The sequence below is a fragment of the Paenibacillus ottowii genome, from assembly GCF_006874425.1.
Taxonomy (GTDB): Bacteria; Bacillota; Bacilli; order Paenibacillales; family Paenibacillaceae; genus Paenibacillus; species Paenibacillus ottowii.
In genome coordinates this window covers 43,735-65,190 of sequence record NZ_VIJZ01000009.1, presented here as the reverse complement: position 1 = coordinate 65,190, position 21,456 = coordinate 43,735, and the positions used below count along the sequence as shown (strand labels likewise).

At 46.9% G+C, this 21,456-nt stretch carries 18 protein-coding genes and 1 riboswitch; of the genes, 10 read left to right on the top strand and 8 right to left on the bottom strand.

Annotated elements, in window-relative coordinates; genetic code table 11:
* The first annotated feature begins 279 nt into the window (after positions 1-279).
* Positions 280-1,407 carry a transglutaminase domain-containing protein gene (locus FKV70_RS19860; protein ID WP_064797225.1) on the top strand — a complete coding sequence of 376 codons (1,128 nt, stop codon included), beginning with the start codon at positions 280-282 and terminating at the stop codon, positions 1,405-1,407.
* Between the two features lie 49 nt (positions 1,408-1,456).
* The gene (locus FKV70_RS19855) at positions 1,457-2,833 is read left to right on the top strand and encodes an MFS transporter (protein WP_142613955.1); all 1,377 of its coding nucleotides are present in this window, start codon (positions 1,457-1,459) and stop codon (positions 2,831-2,833) included.
* Positions 2,834-2,949: 116 nt separating this feature from the next.
* On the opposite strand, the gene FKV70_RS19850 is transcribed toward FKV70_RS19855, so the two are convergent.
* The 4 genes from FKV70_RS19850 to FKV70_RS19835 all read right to left on the bottom strand — a co-directional run bounded on the left by FKV70_RS19850 (position 2,950) and on the right by FKV70_RS19835 (position 8,166).
* Entirely contained in the window at positions 2,950-4,416 is a 1,467-nt protein-coding gene (locus FKV70_RS19850) for an amino acid permease (RefSeq protein ID WP_142613954.1), read from the bottom strand.
* Positions 4,417-4,550: 134 nt separating this feature from the next.
* Positions 4,551-4,753: riboswitch (Lysine riboswitch) on the bottom strand.
* Between the two features lie 120 nt (positions 4,754-4,873).
* Complete coding sequence (locus tag FKV70_RS19845; RefSeq protein ID WP_064797222.1) at positions 4,874-6,007, bottom strand: virulence factor; 1,134 nt, start codon at positions 6,005-6,007, stop codon at positions 4,874-4,876.
* Between the two features lie 280 nt (positions 6,008-6,287).
* Entirely contained in the window at positions 6,288-7,520 is a 1,233-nt protein-coding gene (locus FKV70_RS19840; protein ID WP_142613953.1) for an MFS transporter, read from the bottom strand.
* A gap of 91 nt (positions 7,521-7,611) precedes the next feature.
* A complete protein-coding gene (locus FKV70_RS19835; RefSeq protein ID WP_063212857.1) occupies positions 7,612-8,166 on the bottom strand; it encodes a MarR family winged helix-turn-helix transcriptional regulator in 555 nt (184 codons plus the stop codon).
* A gap of 358 nt (positions 8,167-8,524) precedes the next feature.
* On the opposite strand from FKV70_RS19835, the gene FKV70_RS19830 reads away from it, so the two are divergent.
* From FKV70_RS19830 to FKV70_RS19820, 4 genes are all read left to right on the top strand, one after another.
* Complete coding sequence (locus FKV70_RS19830) at positions 8,525-9,871, top strand: cytochrome ubiquinol oxidase subunit I (RefSeq protein WP_063212856.1); 1,347 nt, start codon at positions 8,525-8,527, stop codon at positions 9,869-9,871.
* A complete protein-coding gene (locus tag FKV70_RS19825) occupies positions 9,868-10,899 on the top strand; it encodes a cytochrome d ubiquinol oxidase subunit II (protein ID WP_063212855.1) in 1,032 nt (343 codons plus the stop codon). The genes FKV70_RS19830 and FKV70_RS19825 overlap by 4 nt, the downstream gene beginning before the upstream one ends.
* 6 nt (positions 10,900-10,905) lie before the next feature.
* Positions 10,906-11,016 carry a cytochrome bd oxidase small subunit CydS family protein gene (cydS, locus tag FKV70_RS27140; protein WP_014278118.1) on the top strand — a complete coding sequence of 37 codons (111 nt, stop codon included), beginning with the start codon at positions 10,906-10,908 and terminating at the stop codon, positions 11,014-11,016.
* A 211-nt stretch (positions 11,017-11,227) separates the two neighbouring features.
* Positions 11,228-12,238, top strand: a complete 1,011-nt coding sequence (locus tag FKV70_RS19820; RefSeq protein WP_142613952.1) for an MBL fold metallo-hydrolase — start codon at positions 11,228-11,230, stop codon at positions 12,236-12,238.
* Positions 12,239-12,330: 92 nt separating this feature from the next.
* Here FKV70_RS19820 and isdG read toward each other — a convergent pair whose 3' ends face one another.
* The 4 genes from isdG to FKV70_RS19800 are packed head-to-tail and all read right to left on the bottom strand — an operon-like array spanning position 12,331 to position 15,459.
* Positions 12,331-12,681: a heme oxygenase gene (gene isdG, locus FKV70_RS19815; RefSeq protein WP_142613951.1), complete on the bottom strand. Its 351-nt coding sequence runs from the start codon at positions 12,679-12,681 to the stop codon at positions 12,331-12,333.
* Between the two features lies 1 nt (position 12,682).
* Complete coding sequence (locus tag FKV70_RS19810; RefSeq protein WP_063212852.1) at positions 12,683-13,474, bottom strand: ABC transporter ATP-binding protein; 792 nt, start codon at positions 13,472-13,474, stop codon at positions 12,683-12,685.
* A complete protein-coding gene (locus FKV70_RS19805; protein ID WP_208738428.1) occupies positions 13,471-14,469 on the bottom strand; it encodes a FecCD family ABC transporter permease in 999 nt (332 codons plus the stop codon). The genes FKV70_RS19810 and FKV70_RS19805 overlap by 4 nt, the downstream gene beginning before the upstream one ends.
* A gap of 9 nt (positions 14,470-14,478) precedes the next feature.
* A complete protein-coding gene (locus FKV70_RS19800) occupies positions 14,479-15,459 on the bottom strand; it encodes an ABC transporter substrate-binding protein (protein WP_142613949.1) in 981 nt (326 codons plus the stop codon).
* 395 nt (positions 15,460-15,854) lie between these two features.
* On the opposite strand from FKV70_RS19800, the gene isdC reads away from it, so the two are divergent.
* The 4 genes from isdC to FKV70_RS19780 all read left to right on the top strand — a co-directional run bounded on the left by isdC (position 15,855) and on the right by FKV70_RS19780 (position 21,400).
* A complete protein-coding gene (gene isdC, locus FKV70_RS19795) occupies positions 15,855-16,370 on the top strand; it encodes a heme uptake protein IsdC (protein ID WP_063212849.1) in 516 nt (171 codons plus the stop codon).
* A 105-nt stretch (positions 16,371-16,475) separates the two neighbouring features.
* Positions 16,476-16,790, top strand: a complete 315-nt coding sequence (locus FKV70_RS19790) for an NEAT domain-containing protein (RefSeq protein WP_244310790.1) — start codon at positions 16,476-16,478, stop codon at positions 16,788-16,790.
* 32 nt (positions 16,791-16,822) lie between these two features.
* On the top strand, positions 16,823-17,320 hold the full coding sequence (locus tag FKV70_RS19785) for an NEAT domain-containing protein (RefSeq protein WP_142613948.1): 498 nt from the start codon (positions 16,823-16,825) through the stop codon (positions 17,318-17,320).
* Between the two features lie 99 nt (positions 17,321-17,419).
* Positions 17,420-21,400 (top strand): NEAT domain-containing protein, encoded by a 3,981-nt coding sequence (locus FKV70_RS19780; RefSeq protein ID WP_142613947.1) that lies wholly within the window; start codon positions 17,420-17,422, stop codon positions 21,398-21,400.
* The last annotated feature ends 56 nt before the right edge of the window (positions 21,401-21,456 follow it).

The following is a 21,456-nucleotide window of genomic DNA, read 5'->3' as shown; positions in this document are numbered from 1 at the left end:
GTGCTCAGCCTTTCTGATCTAGAATGAGAATCAATATCATTTACTTCCGATGCCAGTACCATATCATGAGCATGACTTGATTGCTGTGATAAATTTCTCTACGAACGACATGTTGATGGTTATCCGTCTCTGTTATATAACAGAGTAAAGTGTCACAACCTGCCTTGAACTGCAAGCTTACTCGTCTATAACCGACAAAACTAGAGCGTTTGGGGCACCTGTTTTTATGGTAAGATAGAGCTGTTTACAACTATGCTAAGAAGGGCAGGAACGCTCTGTATGAACAGAAAAATCGGGGTTAGGCTTGTAAAATGTCTGGTTGCAGGTGCGGCGCTGGCTGTGTTGCTGCCGCAGGCTGTGGAGTGGGGCAACGATGTGTATGCGGCGTCGGTCAAACCGGCTCCCTCTGTATCCTCGCAACAGCTTCAGAACAAGCTTTTACAGGCAATGGCTACGCGGAGTGAAACGCTGACCTTTACATATCAGGGGCGAGTGAACGGTCTCAAGCAGCAGTTACAGACCGCCATCCAACAGGCTATGGAGAGCGATCCGTATGTGAATTATACGATCAAAAGCTACGCATTCAGCTATACCGGCACAACCACCTCCGCCCAGGTTACGATTCGTTTAAGCTACCGGGAGACGAAGGAACAGACGGCATATGTGGATAGCACCGTGCAAGCTGTGCTGGGGGATATCATTACCAAGGGAATGACAGATCACGAGAAAGTGAAGGCCATTCATGACTGGATCGTCGTACGCCTGAAGTATGATGAAGCCCAGCAAAAGTATACAGCTTACGATGGTTTGAAAACGGGAAGCACGGTCTGCCAGGGTTATTCACTGTTGGCCTATAAAATGCTCGAACGAGCAGGCATTACGAATCGGATTGTGGAGGGTAGAGCAGGAGGGCAGCTACATGCATGGAATCTTGTTTTATTAGATGGCCGATGGTATCACATGGATACGACATGGGATGACCCGACTCCTGATCGTGCGAACGAGGTTAGCACTTCCTATTATCTGCTGACTGATTCAGAAATGCGACGGGATCACTCATGGGTTAAACCATACCCTCAGGCGAACACATCGTATCGCGAAACCTTATCAGCATTGATAGCCGCTGGAGGATCCAAGACCGCCGTATATCAAAAACTGTACAATAACCTGGAATATCCTTTGCAAGACGGCAAAGGGCTGGTCAAATCATCCGCTGATATCAAGGAACAGGTTCATAAAATGATAAATAAGGGAGGAACGTCCCTCACCTTTGGCTATCAAGGAACAGAGCGGAGTCTTAAGGAGGATTTACAGTCCTTATATCAACTTGGCTTGAAATCCATTTCCTATCAGATTACGGATCTCGGAAGTACCGGCAATCTTCGAGTAACTCTAAAATGGACCTAATGATTTTGCTGTAAAAAAGCTACATTAACAAAGGAGTATTCTAACTTATATGCACAAGCGTTCCTTTACCTATTTGCTTGGCACGCAGACGATGTCCAATGCGGCCGACATTCTGTACATTATGGCACTTGTGTCTTTGGTTTTTCATGAGACAGATTCGATCTTTTCTTCGGTGCTCGTTCCGTTGCTGCGAATGGGGGCACAGATGATCAGCGGCTTTTTGGCCCCGCTCATTTTGGCCCGATTCCAGCTTCCATTTATTTTATTCGTTTCTCAGTTCGGACAACTGGCTTTCTTCGCCATTTTGCTGGGCCACTTGTGGTCAGCAGGCACAGAGCCCATATGGGTAATTGTGTTTGCGTTGGTGACTGCCATGTCCTTTCTGGACGGCTGGACCACCCCTGCGCGCAATGCACTGATTCCCCGCCTTGCTTCCGGGGAAGGACTCATGCGGGCCAACAGTCTGGTATCGGTCAGCGATCAGACAGTGCAACTAGCGGGGTGGGGGCTTAGTGGTGTACTCGTAGCTATGCTGGGCTCGGAAAAAACATTGCTGGTGGCTGGCGGTCTGTATATGATAGCGCTGATCTTCACCAGCTTGATTCGAGATCCCCTAGAGGGCAAAGTCCATTATTTGCTTCATCCAGGAACAAGGGTGCAAAATGGAGATGCCTTGGCTGCTGAGGCTGTAACCGAGTCGGGACAAGGGCAGCATGACTTGCCTCCTGCGCAGTTGGAAGATAAGCTGTATGCCCCGGAATCAGAGAGCCCGGCGGTGCCTCCTAAACGTAAAAAAGAAATACTGCGTGAGGGCTGGAGTCTTATTGGAGTCAGCCGCAGACTGAAGGCTCTTATTTTCATGGATATGATTGACCTGCTAGGAGGCTCAGTTTGGGTAGGCGCGTTCACGCTTGCCTTCGCTCAGCAGGTCTTGCACAAGAGCGAGGCATGGTGGGGATACATCAATGCCGCGTATTTTGCAGGGGCGATTGGCGGCGGCATCGTAGTCCTTGCTTGCGTCAAGCATTTGCAGCGCAGACTGCTGCCCGCTATGCTGGTAGGGATGGCAGGCTACGGGCTGCTGACAGCTTGGTACGCACTGAACACATTACCGCCACTAACACTGCTTATCGTGTTGTTGATGGGACTACCTGCGGAAATGTCGGTCGTATCCCGCCGCACGATGATGCAAATGAGTGTGTCCGTACATGATTTGCCCAAGGTGCTGTCGGCCCAAGCTACGCTGACAAGCCTGACGTTTTGTATTTCGCTGCTTTTAATGGGCTGGATTGCAGATCATCTGGGTATCGTTAATCTATACTTGTTTTCAGCAGTGTTGACGCTGATTGCCGTGATATACGGTATTTTTAGTCGTCGTGCCTTATCTATGTCTTTGTCAGCTTCAGTAGCTGCCTCTTCCAAATAAACAGAAAAAGCCCGTCTCCGGGCATATACAGAGGAACATGCGGATAACGGTCTTGTCACCGGGTGTACCAGCGTGTTTCCCTGATATGTGGAGACGGGCTTTTTCACAGTTTTCTATTATTTATCCGAGGGTGCATTAGAATTCAAATCACATTCTTTTAATGGAACGATTTTAGTGCGTTTGATCCATTTGTAGCCGAGCCACAGCAGAAGGAACAGCGGCACACTCATATACGTAGCGATCATCGTTTTCCAGTCAATCTCCTGTCCGGTAAAGGCATCCGTACCTTGCCCGATAATGACAATGATACATAGAGCAAAGGCAAACAACGGTCCAAACGGGAACCAGCGGGCTTTGTAGGGAAGCTCACTCAGACTATGGCCCTGTGCAGTAAAGGCACGGCGAAAACGATAATGGCTGACGGCAATACCGACCCACGTAATAAATCCGCACATTCCAGAGGCATTGAGCAGCCAGTTATAGACTACACCGTCTCCGTACAGGGAGGCGAGAAAAGCCAGCATACCAACAGCAGTCGTAATCAGAAGTGCATTCATAGGAATGCCGCGTCGATTGATACGCCCAAGGAAACGTGGGGCTTTACCTTCCCGCGCCAAAGCGTACAATACCCGAGTCGCTGCATACATACCCGAGTTGCCTGCTGACAATACGGAAGTCAAAATAACAGCGTTCATGACAGAGGCAGCAATGGCAAGCCCCGCTTTTTCAAATACGAGCGTGAACGGGCTGACTCCGATATCACTGATATCTCCCCGCAGCAAATTCGGACTCGTATATGGAATGATCAAACCAATAACAAGAATTGCGAAAATATAAAAGAACAAGATGCGCCAAAAGATTTGACGGATGGCACTTGGCACATTTTCGCGCGGATTTTCACTCTCGCCAGCGGCTACCCCAATCAGCTCCGTTCCTTGGAAGGAAAAGCCCGCAGCCATGAATACACCCAATACAGCAAAGAATCCGCCATGGAATGGGGCATCTCCTACGGTGAAGTTGGCGAAGCCAATCGCAGGACCACCCAAGATGCCGAAAATCATCAGCACCCCTACGGTCAAAAAGATGATTACAGTCACAATTTTAATCATGGCGAACCAGTATTCGGACTCGCCGTAGCCTTTGACCGTCAACGCATTCAGCAAGAAAATTATGGCCAAGAATAACAGACTCCACCAGGCAGAGTGGCTTTCCGGGAACCAGTATTTGATTAGCACGGTCGCTGCTGCCAATTCGGCAGCAATCGTTACTGCCCAGTTGTACCAGAAGTTCCAGCCCATGGCAAAACCAAAAGCTGGGTCAACGAAGCGACCTGCATAAGTATTAAAAGAGCCGGATTCAGGCATAAACGTTGCCAGCTCACCCAGGCTGGTCATTAAGAAGTAGACCATGAGGCCAACGGCTGCATAAGCCAGCAGGGCACCACCGGGGCCAGCTTCGGCGACTGCGCCTCCACTGGCGAGGAACAGCCCTGTTCCGATCGAGCCGCCGAGGGCGATCATCGTCATATGACGGGCTTTGAGACTTTTCCGCAAGGTTGCATCAGGTGTTGCTTTGTGTTGCACGTTCAAACACTCCTTCATGAAATTGTATTTCATGTCAGGGCAAGAGCCAGAAGGAGGGGGAGTATATAAATCAAAAGACCACAGGGAATACGCCTGCGGTCTTGTCTATGCATTCCGCACCATACCTTCTTCTATAACAAGATAGCTCAACACGCGTGTTTGTGTTAGGACATCGCGTGACAGTTCTGCTCCTTTCGGTTAGCAGCCCCAGCATACGGAGTATTTACAAAGAGTCGGCTCCGCATACTTCGGCGGGTGTACCTTTCTACTGGAATCTCAGACGGCTCTTGTCGTCTCCTCCAGTGTACTGATTACATCCGCGACCTCTACCTCATCATAAAACAGGTTGATGAGGTGTATGACATGATATTATATTGTATAGTGAACTATAGTATATCGTACCTGTACACTTTCTGACAATCGACAATTTTTTGGAATCCATTTATTGAATCTTAAATCAGGAGTTACGCTTGGCCATTTGCTGCCACACCGTACCTGCGGCTTGTTCGCCTGATTCGATGCGCTCCAGCGCCATTTTAGCTTGCAAACTGACCTCAAATTCAGGGTCATCGACAGCCTTCTCCAGTGCATCACGCGCATCCTCGGTTCCAACCTCGTATAGAAAACGGGCTGCACGCCAGCGAACCAGCTTGCTACTGTCGGATAAGGCTCCGATCATAGCGTTGGTAGCGGCGGGATCACCAATGTCTGACAACGTGTCGCCAGCGGTGCGGCGTACTGCCGCTGAAGGATCGCGCAGCGCCTCGAACAGCAATTCCATCGCCTCCGGTGTACGAATATCGCCCAGATAGACAACTCCCAGCCTACGCAGTTGCATTTTGTCGTCATGCAGCGCTTGCCGGATCAGAGGCAAATGCTCAGGCGTCGGCTCCAGCCGATCCAGCGCAGCATAGCGTGTGCGCCAGTCCTCGTGTTGGAGGGCCTGCTTCAGTTCGGCATCGCTCCACTCGCGGCGTTCCTCCACGAATTCGCTGTTGTCCGCGCCGTGGGCAATCGCCTGCTGGATAATTTGTTCCAGCCGTTCCTGCGGAAAGGCTGCCTCTAATTCCTGCTCAACCTCGCGGGCAATATCCGGCAGCTCACCGTAGCGGACGCCGTAATCGCTCAGCTTGCGTTCCTTGATCAGAGTTGCACTTGCCACGCGGGTAACGGCTTGCACGAAGCGGTCGGATAGGGAAATTCGTTCCTCCTGCTGTCCTGCCTTAACTCGAATTTGCATGGGAAGACCGCGGAAAAATTGGACAAAAACCTGTGCTTCGCCAAACGCTTCCCCCGAGCTTTCCTCTGGTAAATCCCAATTCGCGTCAGCACCTTCCTCGCCTAGCTGATCCCGTACCTGGCCCAGAATAGTAGACCAATCGGCATTTCCTTTACGATCAAGGGCTACAAAATCGGTCGTGTGAAACACGCTTTTGACCCCCTCAATCGCCAGCATACGCCGGATAAATGGGGGAGCGGAACGCTCATTGTCCCGTGTATATGTTCTGCGGATACCTGCTTCCAGTCGCTCATCCAGATGCAGCATCATGGTATTTGGACTGGGAGTCGGCTCGATAGATGTTATCTTCATAGCTCGGTACAGCCTCCTGTTCAAAAATTCTCCATATATCATATATAGCTTATCTGTATTGTACCTCATTCTGCGTATGTCTCCAAAGAGAGAGTTTTCATTTATGAATAAAATACAATGACATATATCACATGATTTAGATGGGTATGCCTGCTAAATAGAAGTTTTTTTGAATAAAAACCGGGTGCTCTATAAGCCAAACTCGAAAAATGAACACGAAAACAAAGTAGGCGGAATGGTGCTGTACAAGCATAGCGTTCGGTTTTAGTTTGATGTTGTATTATGCTTCCCGCTTCAGCGGATCGTTCTGACGGCGGCGAATGAGCAGGGAGGCGATAAGTCCCACAGACAGAACAGCCGCCAGCAGCATAAATGTAGTCATCTGATTGCCGCTATTGCCCATCAAACGAATGGAAAGCATAGGTGCTAGACTCGTACCGGCAAACAGAATGAAGGTATACAGTGAGACGGCTATGGCCCTTGCTGCACCGCCGAGCTGGCCAACTATTGTAATAAGTGAAGGGACACTCAGGGCAATGCCGCTGACAAAACATACACTTAATACCACGATAGCTGTTAGAGAGTGGGTCATTCCCATCAGCGCCAAGCTGAGGATGGAAAGAAGAAGAGCTGTACGCAATATGAAATGCACACTGAATTTCAGTGCCAGTTGTCCAGCGAGTGGGGAGAGCAGCATGCCGATGATACCAGCGGATCTGACGTAAAGCATCTGTCTGCTATTCAGGCCAAATTCGGGATTGCCAAGGTAGCTTCCTAAAACTGTATACATGCTCACAAAGGACATCAGAAGAACAAAAGCGATCGTGTAACTTAGCCATAAAGGATACGAACGCAGAACAGTCCCCAACTGGCCGAAGGCTGCCCAAATGCGGACCCCTCGTTGCGGGGAGGGAGCTTTAGGCAGGAAAAAAAGAACGATCAGGAAGGTGATCGCGTACACCATACCTAGCATCTGAAATACCATATTCCATCCAATTTGTTCGCTGATAGCAATACTAAATACCTGTCCAGCAATACCCGCCACAAGAAAACCAGTGCTGATAAAGCCGATAGCCGTTATCCGTTTTTCAGTCGGAAACATATCTACGGCGTATGCGAGAGCAACGGGGGAAAAGGTGGCTGCCGCCAAACCCTGAAGCAAGCGCAGCGCAACTAATACCGAATACTGATGGGTTAAGCCGAGAGATAACGACAGGATCGTCAATGCGAGGAGTCCGGCAACGATAACCTGCTTGCGTCCAAAGCGATCAGATAATCCTCCATAAATAAGACATCCCGCTGCAAAGCCCAAGGAAAAGATACTTCCCGGCAGAGCTGCTTCAGCTAGTGGTTTTCCAAATACTTTAGCAAAGAGAGGGACCAAGGGGATCGTCACATACAGGCTGGACATCACAGCAACCGCTGACCAGCATAGGATTACAATCATCCATGTATAAGGGAGAGCAACATTTTCCTTCTGTGTAACGTTATTATTTGTTCGTAATTGACTCATCAATGGAACACTCCTTCATCTTCAAATATTAATTTATAAAAATATACACAATTAAGTATATTAGATAACCTAATTATATGCTTAAAAAAATTTATCTTCCCACCCCCAGTTTATCTTCCATATGATGATGGATTTTTTCTATAATTCGCAAAAAAACGATCTGCTCCTCGGGCTCCAAAATACTCGCTAGGGAAGCACAGGAAGACCAAAATACAGGAAGCACCTGCTGTACAAGATGAGAACCCGCTTCTGTAATGCGCACATGAATTTTGCGTCGATCTGAAGAATTATGTTCTCTGATAATCCAGCCTCGTTGCTCTGTCCAATCCAGGAGAGATGTCACAGATGCACGACGAATTCCCAGACGGTCGGCAATCATTGAAGGGCTCATCTGGGCCTGAGATTGGTGCAGTGTCAACAGCAACAATAAATCTAGCTTACTCTCTGTCAGGCCGTAAGCAGCTAGATCCAAATCTATTGCGTCGAGCGTATTATCACCGGTCCATAACAAGAAGAGACCAATACGGGCAAGTTGGCGATCCGTTTCTGCAAGGGCAGTTTGATCCATTAGCTCCAGATAAGGTTCTGTTCCCAGACGAGGCAGAGACTGCTGGACGGTGTCCCGCTTACGTTGCTTTGACGACATAAGTTCACTCTTTTCATATAATTAGGTTATCTAACTATTATCAATATAACGTATTGTCATGCATAAGACAATATCTAGCAAGAAATACTGCTACATTCGATACATAAGCAGGGTTAAAAACCGGCTGAATGAACCAAACTGTAAATAGGTTACCAAAATGCGCCAAAAGATAAGGGAAGGAGGCGTTGCTATGTTCCGCAAGCAGGAAAGAACGCTCATTATTGTATGTATCGTAATTGCGGCCATCATGCTATATGCCGTAATTAAAAGCATAGCTCGCTTGACTCCCTAGCTGGTAATCAAGAGTGATTTCGAAGTTTTCCCTATTAAAAATGTGGAATGAAGGAGTGAAACCGATTTGTCTTCACTGGACCCTGTATTACTAAGCCGGATACTGACCGGAGTTACCCTGTTTGTACATATCGTATTTGCATCCATCGGCGTTGGCATACCCTTAATGATTGCACTTGCTGAATGGCGCGGGCTGCGAACCGGTGATCCGCACTATACACTACTGGCCCGGCGGTGGGCGCGGGGATTCGTCATTACTGTTGCCGTGGGTGTCGTGACAGGCACCTCCATTGGTCTGCAGCTCAGCTTGCTCTGGCCTACCTTTATGCGGGTGGCCGGACAAGCGATTGCGCTGCCCCTGTTTTTAGAGACGTTTGCTTTTTTCATCGAAGCTATATTCCTAGGCATGTACTTGTATACTTGGGATCGGTTTAAAAGTAAATATTTTCACTTAATGCTGCTCATCCCGGTAGCGATTGCCTCGTCTGCATCAGCGGTTTTTATAACGACGGTGAACTCGTTCATGAACCAACCTCAAGGTTTCACACTCAAAAATGGAGTCATGACCAATATTCATCCCATCGAGGCTATGCTAAATCCGGCCACGCCGACCAAAGTGTCTCATGTACTGGCCTCCTCGTATACATTGAGCGCCGGGGTGCTGATGGGGCTGGCTGCTTACAGCATGCTGCGGGGGCGTAATCACCCTTATTTTAAAAAGGCGCTGAAACTGACGGCTACCTGTACCATTGTGTTTGCCATCAGTACTGTGATGATTGGAGACGCATCCGGTAAGTTTTTGGCCAAATATCAGCCGGAGAAGCTGGCTGCCGCCGAATGGCATTTTGATACGATGACGCACGCCCCCTTTGTATATGGCGGCTTTATGGATAAAAACGGTGAAATCAAATATGCCCTGAAAGTGCCTTATGCACTTAGTGTGTTGGCTGGTAATTTGCCTAGTACGGAGGTTAAGGGATTAAATGACTATCCAGTGGAGGAGCGTCCGCCGCTGTCTATTCATTATATGTTTGACCTCAAGATCACTACAGGAGTGCTGATTCTCGTCATCCCACTGCTGTATCTGATCCGCAAGCGGTTGCCAGGTCGTAAACCCTACCCCAAATGGCTGCTGTTAGCGCTCGTTCTGGTCGGACCGATGGCGATGGTAGCTATTGAGCTGGGCTGGATGTTTGCGGAGGTCGGCAGACAGCCGTGGATTTTACGCGGATATATGAAGGTGTCCGAAGCAGCAACCACTTCGACAAGTGTTGGGTGGATGCTGGTGTTGTTTGTTATTTTGTATCTGGTGCTGTGTTTCTCGGCCATCAAGGTACTCAGCAAGCTATTCCGTAATAAGGATGCCGTGGAAGAGATCAGACAGCTGGGCCTGGAAGGGGCTGATGGCAAGTGAGCTATGAAATTGTAGGGATCGCCATTTTGTGGACCTTCCTGTTCGGATACTTGCTGGTGGCATCTATTGATTTTGGTGCAGGCTTTTTCAGCTTTTACAGTGTGCTGACAGGCCACCAAAACAAAATCCACAATATCATTCAGCGGTATCTGTCTCCAGTATGGGAGGTCACGAACGTATTTCTTATCTTTTTTGTGGTGGGGCTGAACGGTTTTTTCCCGGATGCGGCTTATTATTATGGGACAGCGTTGCTCATTCCCGGTAGTATTGCGATCGTGCTGCTCGCGATCCGGGGAGTATATTATGCTTACAATACTTATGGGCATTCGGGTAAAAATAATATCGTCTACATGGCTTTGTACGGTGCGACAGGATTGCTGATTCCCGCAGCACTGTCGACGGTCCTCGCCATTTCGGAAGGCGGCATTATTGTTGAGAACAGCACGGGTGTTCATCTGCTATGGGGTCATCTATTAAGCAACCCTTACACGTGGGCGGTTATTATTCTGGCGCTGGTGAGTGTATTGTATATATCGGCGATGTTTTTGTGCTTTTATGCCAAAAGGGCAGGGGACAAGGTCGCTTTCGAAATCGTACGAGGGTACGCAATGCTCTGGAGCGCTCCTACGATTTTGGCGAGTTTGTTCGCATTTTTTCAGATTAACAAACAAAATCCGGATCATTTTGCCAATATGCTGAGCATGGCCTGGATGTTTATCGCCTCCTTCATATGCTTTGTGGGGGCAGTTTATCTGGTATGGCAGCGGCGTCATTTGGGAATTTCCTTTATATTGGTGATGCTGCAGTTTGCATTTGCCTGGTATGGCTATGGCCGCTCACATCTTCCGTATGTTTTGTATCCCTACATTAATGTATATGCCAGCTTTACAAACTCTACGATGGCGTATGCATTGATTACAGCGTTTGTCGCGGGTCTGCTGGTGCTGGTTCCTTCGCTGCTTCTGATATTGAGATTGTTCCTGTTCGATGCGAAGTATGTACGAGGACAAGCAGGAAAGAAAGGGTGAGTTAGAGTGGTAGCATTTGAGCATTTTACAATCATGTATGAGTCGCCGATCATTATCGTGGTGGCGATTGTGTTTTTGTTTATTTATTCGGCACGCTTTAAAAATCCACAGGACTGACAATAACATGCGAAACAGGCCTTCCCGATCGATTTCAGGAGGTCTGTTTTTGCTGTATTATCGCAGAATTTCCTTTACAGATGTGATTGAATTATACTTTACATATATCAGAATGTTGGATCATTTCATGTTCACATTCAAGTGACAATATATAGTTAAATTGAACCGTTGCGCTTTTGGAGAACGGGTCTGTCAGGGAGGGGGTTGCACCATGCCCAAAGTGCGTTTTACCAATATGGATCATGTAAATACCGATAAAACCATCAAGCAATTCAGACAATGGCGGCAGGAGCGACGCAGCAAAATAAAGGATTATACGTTCGTTGTGCCAAACCATCCCCCGGAGCTGGAGTTTTTGCATCATAATCGGGAAATGGCGACGGCGACCTGGGTGGGCCATTCGACCTTTTTCATTCAGTACCTTGGACTGAATATGGTCACCGATCCGGTGTGGGCAGAGCGTATGGCTTTTGATAAAAGGTTGGCTCCGCCCGGCATTCGCATTCAGGATGTACCGCCGCTGGATATCATTCTGCTATCACATTCGCATTATGATCATTTACATTTAGCATCGTTGCGGAAGTTATATCGCGCAGATACATTAATGCTCGTACCTAAGGGGTTAAAGTCGAAAATGATCCGCAAAGGCTTTCGCAACTGCCATGAGCTACAATGGTGGGAGCATTTTACGGTAGGCGGGGTGCGGATTACATTTGTTCCGGCCCAGCACTGGACGCGGCGTACGCCGTTTGATACCAATACTTCGCATTGGGGCGGATACGTTCTGCAAAGTGAACAGCAGGTGACCGGCTCTGCCACGTCTGTTGCAGTGGCGGATGCTCATGCCGGATCTGATTCAGCGGAGGCACCTACGTTGTATTTTGTGGGAGACACCGGATATTTCCGTGGGTTTAAGGAGATTGGCGAGCGCTTTGCCATTGATCTGACCTTTATGCCGATTGGCGCGTATGAACCGGAATGGTTCATGACCTCACAGCATGTGACACCGGAGGAGGCGTTGCAGGGGTTTGTGGACTGTGGCGCAGATCAGATGATCCCGATGCATTATGGAGCCTTTAAGCTGGCGGACGATACGCCGAGAGAGGCGCTGGATCGACTCGAAGCCGAGCGTGAGCGCTTGGGGATTGCTAAGGAACGTATCCATGTACTGGGACACGGAGAGACGCTGAAAATTGGACGCCGAAGCTCAACTAGAATCTGAGGAGTTCAATAAACAAGGTATATAAAAACGCGGCTCGCGGACAATTATTTGCCTGCGAGCCGCGTTTTTTAATTCTAGACTACCGTCCGGAATTAAACGGCTTCGATTTCACTCGCCAAAGAGGGATCATGGTTAGCGATGGGGTGACGAACGATTTTGACCTCATAGAACGTGATTTTATTTTCAATAATATAGTCTGGAATTTGGCGGTGGTTGTGAGATTCGCGGAAGGCTTCGCTTTTTGTCCAGCCTTGAAAGTTCTCTTTTTCCTTCCAGCGTGTGCTAATCGTTACTTCCTCATAATCCTTCGTGTTTTCCGTCAGCAGTACCTCCAGACCGAGGAATCCTTCCATCTTTTCAACTTGTCCTTCTTTGTTAAATCTTTCGATGAGCAGGTGGGCATTGCCCGGTGTGATTTTAGAAGTATTTGTTACGATAACCATATTAAATTCCTCCTGAATGATGTGGTATGGTCGGTATAATAACCGGATAGCCACCCTCAAATTTGATGGTAGCGTTCATTTCATAAATGTCGCGAAGAAAAGCAGACGTCAAAATCTGGCGGGGTTCGCCAGCAATGGCGATTCGTCCCCTTTTAAGCGCAATCATATGATGACAATAGGCCGCAGCTTGCTGCAAATCATGCAGTACCATAACAATCGTCAAGCCGGACTCGTGATTGATACGCCGCAGCATATCCATAACTTCAAATTGGTGGGTGATATCCAGAAAAGTGGTCGGTTCATCGAGCAAAAGAATATCCGTTTGTTGGGCCAGAGCCATAGCAATTCGTGCTTTTTGTTGTTCACCTCCCGATAGAGTATGGAACATCCGATCTGCGTAGGGCATGATGCTTGTGATTTCCATGACATGATCGACAATTTGCTGGTCTTGTCTGGTAGGGCGTGTCCTCAAGCCCTTGGCATGAGGGGATCTTCCATAAGCGACCAGCTCGCGAACCGTTAATAACGGCAGCATATCCTTCATTTGCGGCAGCATGGTAATCGTCTGGGCCAAATCCCGCCGTTTGTATTTTTCCACAGGCTTGCCCAATACAGAAACCTCGCCTTGATCTTGCTTGAGCAGCCGGGTCAAAATCCGCAAAAGCGTAGATTTGCCTGAGCCGTTGGGACCGACAATGGCAGTTAGTTGGCCGGCAGGCAAGGTAATGTTCACATCGTCCAGCTGGAAGTATCCGCGTTGTAAGGAGAGATGCTCACCCTGAATGGCTGTCATCCGAAATTCCCCCGTTTCTTGAGCAGGATTAAGAAGAACGGTGCCCCAATGACGGCTAGCAAAATCCCGACAGGCAATTCAACCGGATCAAACCAAGAACGTGCGACTGTATCCGCCAGGACAACCAGTGTCCCACCGCCCACAATGGAAAGGGGCAAGAGGAAACGATAATCTTCCCCAATCAGCAGCCTTATGATATGCGGAATGACCAGTCCTACGAACCCGATCAGCCCGGCTACACTGACCGCCGTGCCGGCGAGCAGGGCAGAGAGCAAGATAATCAGCATCCGTTGAAGCTCTACCCGCTGGCCCAGTAGCTGTGCTGAATCGTCGCCCAGCAGCAGCAAATTCGCAGGCTTAATCGCAAATAAAGAGGCGATTAAGCCAATGATAGCGTAAGGAGCCATGAACTCCAGATGATGCCAGCTTCGTCCATTTAGCCCGCCGGATAGCCATGGAAGTACGGCCTGCACGCGGTCACTGTACATGACCATCACCCCGTTGGTGAGCGCGCCCAGCAGCGCGTTGATCGCAACGCCAGCCAGCACAATTTTGACTGGGGAAGCCCCGCGGTCCCAAGCCAGCAGGTAAATGACGATTGCGCTCAAAAAGGCTCCCAAAAAGGCGCTTACTGGAAGAAGGTAACTTAGCTGTGGAAGCATCACCATCGTAATGACGGCAGCAAGTCCACCTCCAGCCGATACACCAATAATGCCTGGGTCAGCCAGTGGATTTTTCATGACGCCTTGCAGAAGTGCTCCAGAAGCCGCCAGGCAAGCTCCTACCAGTAAACCTACCAGTACTCTAGGAAGTCGAAGATTCATTAGAATCGTACGATAGGTGGATTCATCGTTATGTAACAAAATCTGATTGATTTCTTGAAGTGGAATCGATACCGAACCGTAAGCCAGTCCGTACATAGAGACGACTAGTAGCAAGATCGGAAGGGTAATCCAGGCGATGGTGCGTCTTCGAGTGCGCTGTAGTTTGTTCATTACCATCGCCTATTTCGCCGGATACAGCTTTTGGTGCATCAGATCCAGCGCCTTAGTGACCCGTGTCCCTGGATTCGTCCCGAACAAGTCTGAAGGTAAAACCTCGACCTGATTGTTTTGGACTGCCCGGATTCCGTTCCAAGCTGCATTTTCCTGCATTTCTTTTATAAATGCGGCTTTAACCTCTTCCGTATTTCCGTGAGTCATGATGAAGATGTAATCAGGGTTAGCCTGTAGGATGCGTTCTGTGTTCAACTGTGCATATTGCGGGAAATTTTGCAGGCTCGGAAAATCAGCGGCAATGTTGGAGCCACCTGCGACTTCCAGAATGTTTCCACCCAGAGAATTCGGCAGCGCTGCCATGTACGTAGCCGGAGCTCCGTAGACCAGCAACACCTTCGGTTTGGAGGCAGAAGCGGTTTCCTGTTGCAGCTTGGCTACTTGTTGGTCAATTTGCTGGTTCAGCTTTGCAGCCTGAGCCTGCTTTTGTAGTAATTGTCCGAACAGCGTAATTTGTGACTGGATATCCTGAACTGAATTGGCACCAGTCAGCAACAGCTGTGAACCGACTCCTTCAATGGCTGGAATGTCTTTTTCATTCATAGGATAACTGCCTAACACCACATCCGGCTTGAGCATCGTAATTTTCTCCAGATCCACTTCATGAGTGGAGCCTATTTGCTGAACGTTTTCAGCAGCGGGTACGACGGAAGGTCCATTGGAGTTGGGCCTGCCCACGGCGGTCCCGCCCAATGCGTAAATAATGTCCAGATCGCCATTGCTGAGCGCAACGATATGCTGAGGGACTTTTTGAAACGATAATGTCCGTTTTGAAAAATCAGTAATTTGAATCGTCGCGCCGCTTGTCGTATTTGAAGTGGCAGATACGGAAGGACTGGCTGGTTTGTGATCTGTGGTCGAAGTTCCATGACTGCATCCGGTAACTACCAATAAAAGCGCTGCGGACGACCACAACACGTAAGATTTCATGTTATTCCTCCTGCAATTTCAAGTTAAACAATAATGATAATCATTTTCATTTATAGTTAAGAGAATGATAATGAATATCACTGACGATTGTCAATTGAAAATAGAAAATTTTTAAATAAATTTTGAATCAAAAACAAATGAGATTCACTCGAATTATAGAAGAAGGAACTACAAATTTTTCTTAAAAAATAGCATATATCAAGGGATTCCGCATACACAAATACATATTGACATTTTCGAAAAGTGTAAGATATATTGGTGATGGGTTTGCTTAATTTTGCGAAATTCTGGAATAGAAAGGTGGGGGAGAAAGCTCGAAAAGAGCTATTTTTTTAATTTATTTATTGAGAATGATAATCAATTAGTTATACTCGTGGGGAGGGACTGCTGTCAAAATGAAGAAGGGGTATTCTGCAATAATAGCTGTGTTTCTGCTGGTGAGTGTGCTGAGCTTTTGGCCGACTTCGTCATCTGTAGGAGCCGCTGCGGCTTCTCCAACATTGGCGGATGGTACATACACGCTCAAATACAATATTCTTAAGGCAGAAAATGATTCGGTATCCATGGCTAACGATTATTTTGAGAAACCAGCTAAGTTGTATGTGAAAAAAGGGCAAATGACCATGCAAATTAAGCTGAATCATAGCGAATGGACAACCGGGTTTAAAGTGGATTACAAAGGTAAAATCATCGATACAAAGGTCATCCATAAGGATGCCAAAACCGATACTCGCACCGTACAATTTCCAATTTCGAGTGTCAACAGCCCGTTGATCTCTAAAATTCATGTTACTGTCCCTGCATACAATTACGATCATGATTATACGATCCGCTTCGCTTTTGATTCCAAAAGCATCAAAAAAGTTGCAGCCGTTCAGTCAGCTAAATCAGCCAAATCCTCTAAAAAGTAAATTGAAGCTTCTTTATCATTCATAAAATCAACATAAATTCAAGCATAAATAATGGAGGAGAGTGTGTAGATATGAATATGGTAATGAATCGCTCTGAGCAATTTTTTGGATCAAACCAATGAAACTTCTCGATTGGATAGCTATCTGACAAAGCCTGCGCAGGTTACGGTAGCCAATGGCAAAAATGTCGTTCGTCTGACTGTAAAAAGCAGCAATCTGATTACAGCCTTCAAAGTGGAGCAAAACGGCGTACTGCAAGATGCGACTGTGGTAAGCACCAATACGGCGAACAACACTCGTGTAGTGGAATTCGAAGTAGCTGACCTGAATGCAAAAGTAAATGCTTACGCGGAAATCACCATCCCAGTGATTGGATACACAGGCAAGTACGATGTACAACTGCAATTCGACGAAATCTAATTCAAAATTATACGTAAAAGGAGATGGAAAACATGAACATGGTTATGAATGGTATGAGGAAATTGTCTCTGAAAAAAGTAATGCTCACTGTATTGATGGCTGCGCTTATTTTTGTGGTACTAGCCCCATTCTCGGCTAATCAAGCGAATGCGGCTTTGCCTAATGGAACATATCAATTGCCTTACACCGTGTATAAAGATGGAACTACGGAGCCTTCTTACATGGATACGAATGGTTATGTGAAAAAACCAGCCACACTGATTGTTACAAATGGTCAATTCAAAGTGCGAGTAGCGATTACCAAAAGTGCTTGGGTTACTGAATTCAAAACTCAACAAAACGGCCAGTATGTGAATGCGACTGTGGTCAGCACCTCCGGGGATACAAGAATAGTTGAATTTCCTGTAACTAGCCCAGCTCAAAAATTGAATGTCAAACTGCATGTAAGCGTGCCTAAAGAACACACTGGTGGTATTCCTTACGATCACGACTATGTCGTTCAGTTTCAATTCGATGATAGCGATATCTAAGAGTTTGTCTTCGAAAATATGATTTTGAATTGAATACTCATTTGGAGCTTAGTTTCAAAGCTCCAAATGAGTATATTTTAAGTAGGGGGATACATCACCTTGAAGAGCCGATTTAACAAATATATTTCGACATTCGCTGCTATTCTAATGTTGTTTTCTTTAATTTCACCATACGCAGGAGCAACATCCGAGGATGAACCCACTTCGTCGAATTTGCCTGATTCAAGCACTACAGTGACTAGTGCTACGTATGCTACTTATCAGTATCCGGTAGAACTGCCAAGTCCATATGTTGAGCCTACCCAAGCTATAACTACAACTAAAGCGACTTATGCAGATGGAGAATACCTGATTGATTATAAGCCTTTACGAAAGACAGTCAGCGGAATCACCAAGGATTCGAGTTTTAAAACAAACTATACCTATCCTGGAGACCTGATCATTAAAGATGGAAAATACCATTTTTCATTTAAATTTGCGGAGGCTCAAGGACTTTCGAAATTTGTAGTAGAACAAAACGGGGAAACGGTTCCCGCCAAAATAGAAGTAGATTCCGGTAAAGCTTCGGGAAGTGTGAGCTTCGATGTTTATGATTTTCATCAAGACGTAAATACGGAGTTTGGGTTTAACAGCAGTTCTCCATGGTATGTAGACACCGATCCAGACCGTTCAGTGAAGGAATGGATTGAGTTTGATCCTTCCAGTTTGCGACTTAAAAATTCAACGGAGAATCCAACGATTCCACCAGTGACACCGCCGGTAACGCCTCCTAGCACAGGAGAAAAATTAGCTGACTTGGACTTTACCCTCCTGAAAGACGGAACAGATGAAAAGTCTATGATGGATGGGTATACAGAAAAACCAGGCTCACTAATTGAGCGTGGAGGTAAGCAATATGCCCGGTTAACATTAAAGAATAGTAAACAAATTGATGGCTTCAAGGTAGAGCAAAATGGAGTGTTAAGCGACACCTCTATTGTAAGTGAAGATCAGAATGCGAATACACGAGTTATCGAGTTTGAGGTAAAAGAACTGCCTGCCAAGCTGAACGCATGGGTGAGCATCAACTGGCCTGAGCTAGGCTACGTGCATACTTATAATGTAGATCTGCAGTTGGCTTCTGTACCTGTACCAACCACTTTGGCGGATGGAACGTACTCGATCAACTTTAACGCGTTGCATGCCACAAAAGATCAGCCATCAGCTATGGCACAATATTTGTTGTCTCCAGCGACTTTGACGGTAGTGAAGGGACAGAAAGAAGTTTCATTTACGATTAAAGACAGCACCACCGTAACAGAATTTAAAACAGAACAAAACGGAACATTGACGGATGCAGATATTGTAAGTGTGGACAAGACAGCCAATACGCGTATTGTGAAATTTAAGGTAGCCGATTTGGACGCTGTTTTGAATGCACAGGTTCATGTAAGCACCACCTATCCAGGTGGGGTTTATGAGATGGATCATAAGCTTCGTCTTCAGTTCGATAAAAATAGTATCACAGAAAATGGAACGTCTCCAGAAACAAGATCCAATCTGGACTTCACGCTTTTGAAGGATGGAACGAATGAAAACTCCATGATGGATGGGTATACGGAGAAACCAGGCACCTTGATTGAACGTAATGGCAAGAAGTATGTTCGTTTTACCTTGAAAAACAGTAAACAAATTGACGGATTTAAGGTTGAACAAAATGGAGTTTTGACCAACACGACTGTAGTAAGCGAAGACCAAGCTGCGAATACACGTGTCATCGAATTTGAGGTTAAGGAAGTGCCTGCCAAGCTGAATGCATGGGTAAGCATCGACTGGCCTGAGCTGGGCTATGTGGAAACATATAATGTCGATCTCCAATTGGGAACGGCTACAACCCCGGTTGATCCTGGGACGCCAGGTACACCAGGGACGCCCGGGAAGGGTATAGCGGATGGAACGTACTCGATCCATTTTAACGCGCTCCACGCAACTAAAGACCAAAAATCGGCCATGGCACAATACTTATTGTCCCCAGCCACGCTGACGGTATCGAAGGGCAAGTATGAAGCTTCCTTTACGATTAAAGACAGCACCACCGTGACCGAGTTCAAAACAGAACAAAACGGAACGTTGACAGATGCAGATATCGTTAGTGAGGATAAGAATGCGAATACACGTGTTGTGAAATTCAAGGTGGCGGATTTGGACGCTATTCTGAATGCACAGGTTCATGTGAGCACGACCTATCCAGGTGGGGTTTATGAGATGGATCATAAGCTTCGTCTTCAATTTGATCGCAGCAGCATTACAGCTAAAGGTTCGGATAACGGAACAACGACTCCAGTTGAAAACGGCAGATACAGCATTGATTTCACCGTACTCAAAAATGGAAGCAATGAACTATCTGTGATGGATGGATATATGCAAAAGCCAGCCACACTGTTAAAACAGTCTGGGAAAAATATCATTCAAATTAAAATGGATAAAAGCAGCTGGATTAAAACGTTTAAAGTAAATGGTTCTGAAGCTCAGGTGGTTGAACAGTCCACCTCTGCAGACACAAGAACAGTACAATTTGAAGTGCCTAATCTTTCAGATAAAGTTACAGTGAATACGCATGTCATCGTACCTGGATTGGATTTGGGTGGCACCCCATATGATCACGTATATGATGTGCAATTCCAGTTCGAGCCTGCTACCATTCGCGGCTTTGTTGAGCCTACCTCTTCAGGGGCCGCTGATCCTATGGTTAAATTGGATTTTGACAAGCTTGCCAATGGTAAATATGCATTGAAATTCAGCATTGTGCTGCCAGACGGTGTTACAGGATCTGAATCTCCGGCTCAACGCTTCATCACCAATGAACCAGCGCAATTGGTCGTGGAAGGCGACAAACGGTTTGTTGGTCTCAAGCTGCAAAACAGCAATGAAGTTAAGGCGCTGCGCATTTGGGATAACGCAAGTGGAGGTTACCAGGATGCAGAAGTGACCCGGGAAGATGCGGCAAGTAATACGAAGGACGTCCGTTTTGGCGTAAGTGACTTTAAGAATAACGTAAAAGGTCAACTGGTTGTCTATGAAGCTCCTAAAGTGGCAAGTAGTACTCCGATGGTTTTCAAGGCGGAGGATCGAGTAGAAAAAGTATACGATTTTGAAATTAAATTCGATACCAGTAATGTATCTTATCACAACGAAACCAAAGCAGACAGAGTAGAACAGGTGAAAAATAACTTAGCCGATGGCGAGTACACTGCGAACTTCCGCGTGCTTGCGAACGGAACGGACAAGGATTCTTTGGTGGCACCGTTTGTACAAAGCCTGGCCAAGCTGATTGTGAAAAATGGTAAGGTCCAAGCCTATGTAACCGTAACGAACAATCAGGCTTTGAATTTATTCCAAACGGATTTTGAAGGCCGCTATACCAATCCGACGATTGTGGCTTCCGACGTCAAAGGTGATACTCACACAATGGCCTTCGAAGTGCCTGATCTGGACAAAAAGTTAAGTGTGTACACACAGGTATATCTGCCCGAGAAATACATTTTTAATGAGAAATTTGGCGGACAGATTCAATTTGACCGTGCATCGCTCAAAGGTGAGGGAGTTAACGCAGCAACTACCGCAACTACTACTGAACCGACAGCAGCTTCTACGGATAAAGCAGTGGAACCGACCACATCCGTAGCTGAAGCCAAACCAGCAGTTGAACAGCCGGTTCAAGCGGCTTCCGAGAAGCGATACACGATCAATTACAACGTATTTAAAGACAAAACGAATGAGGCGTCCGTTATGGATGGTTATCTCGTTAAGCCGGCCACATTGATCGAAAAGGGAGACAAACGCTACATCCAAGTCACTTTGAAAAATAGCTTTTGGATGCCAACTCTACAGGTGGAGCAGAACGGTACGCTAAAAGATGTGGAAGTGATTTCGACATCCGGCGATACACGTATCGTTCAATTTGAGGCAGGGGACTTGTCTCGGAAAATCAGTGCTCACACACACGTCATTGTGCCTGGTTTGGTCCTTGGCGGAGTACCCTATGATCACTGGTATACGGTTCAGTTCCAATTTGATGAAGCAAGCCTAAAAGTGAAATAACCTCAGGTTATGGCATCAATGAAGCCCGAATAACAGCAAAGTTTGTAAGCGTGCAA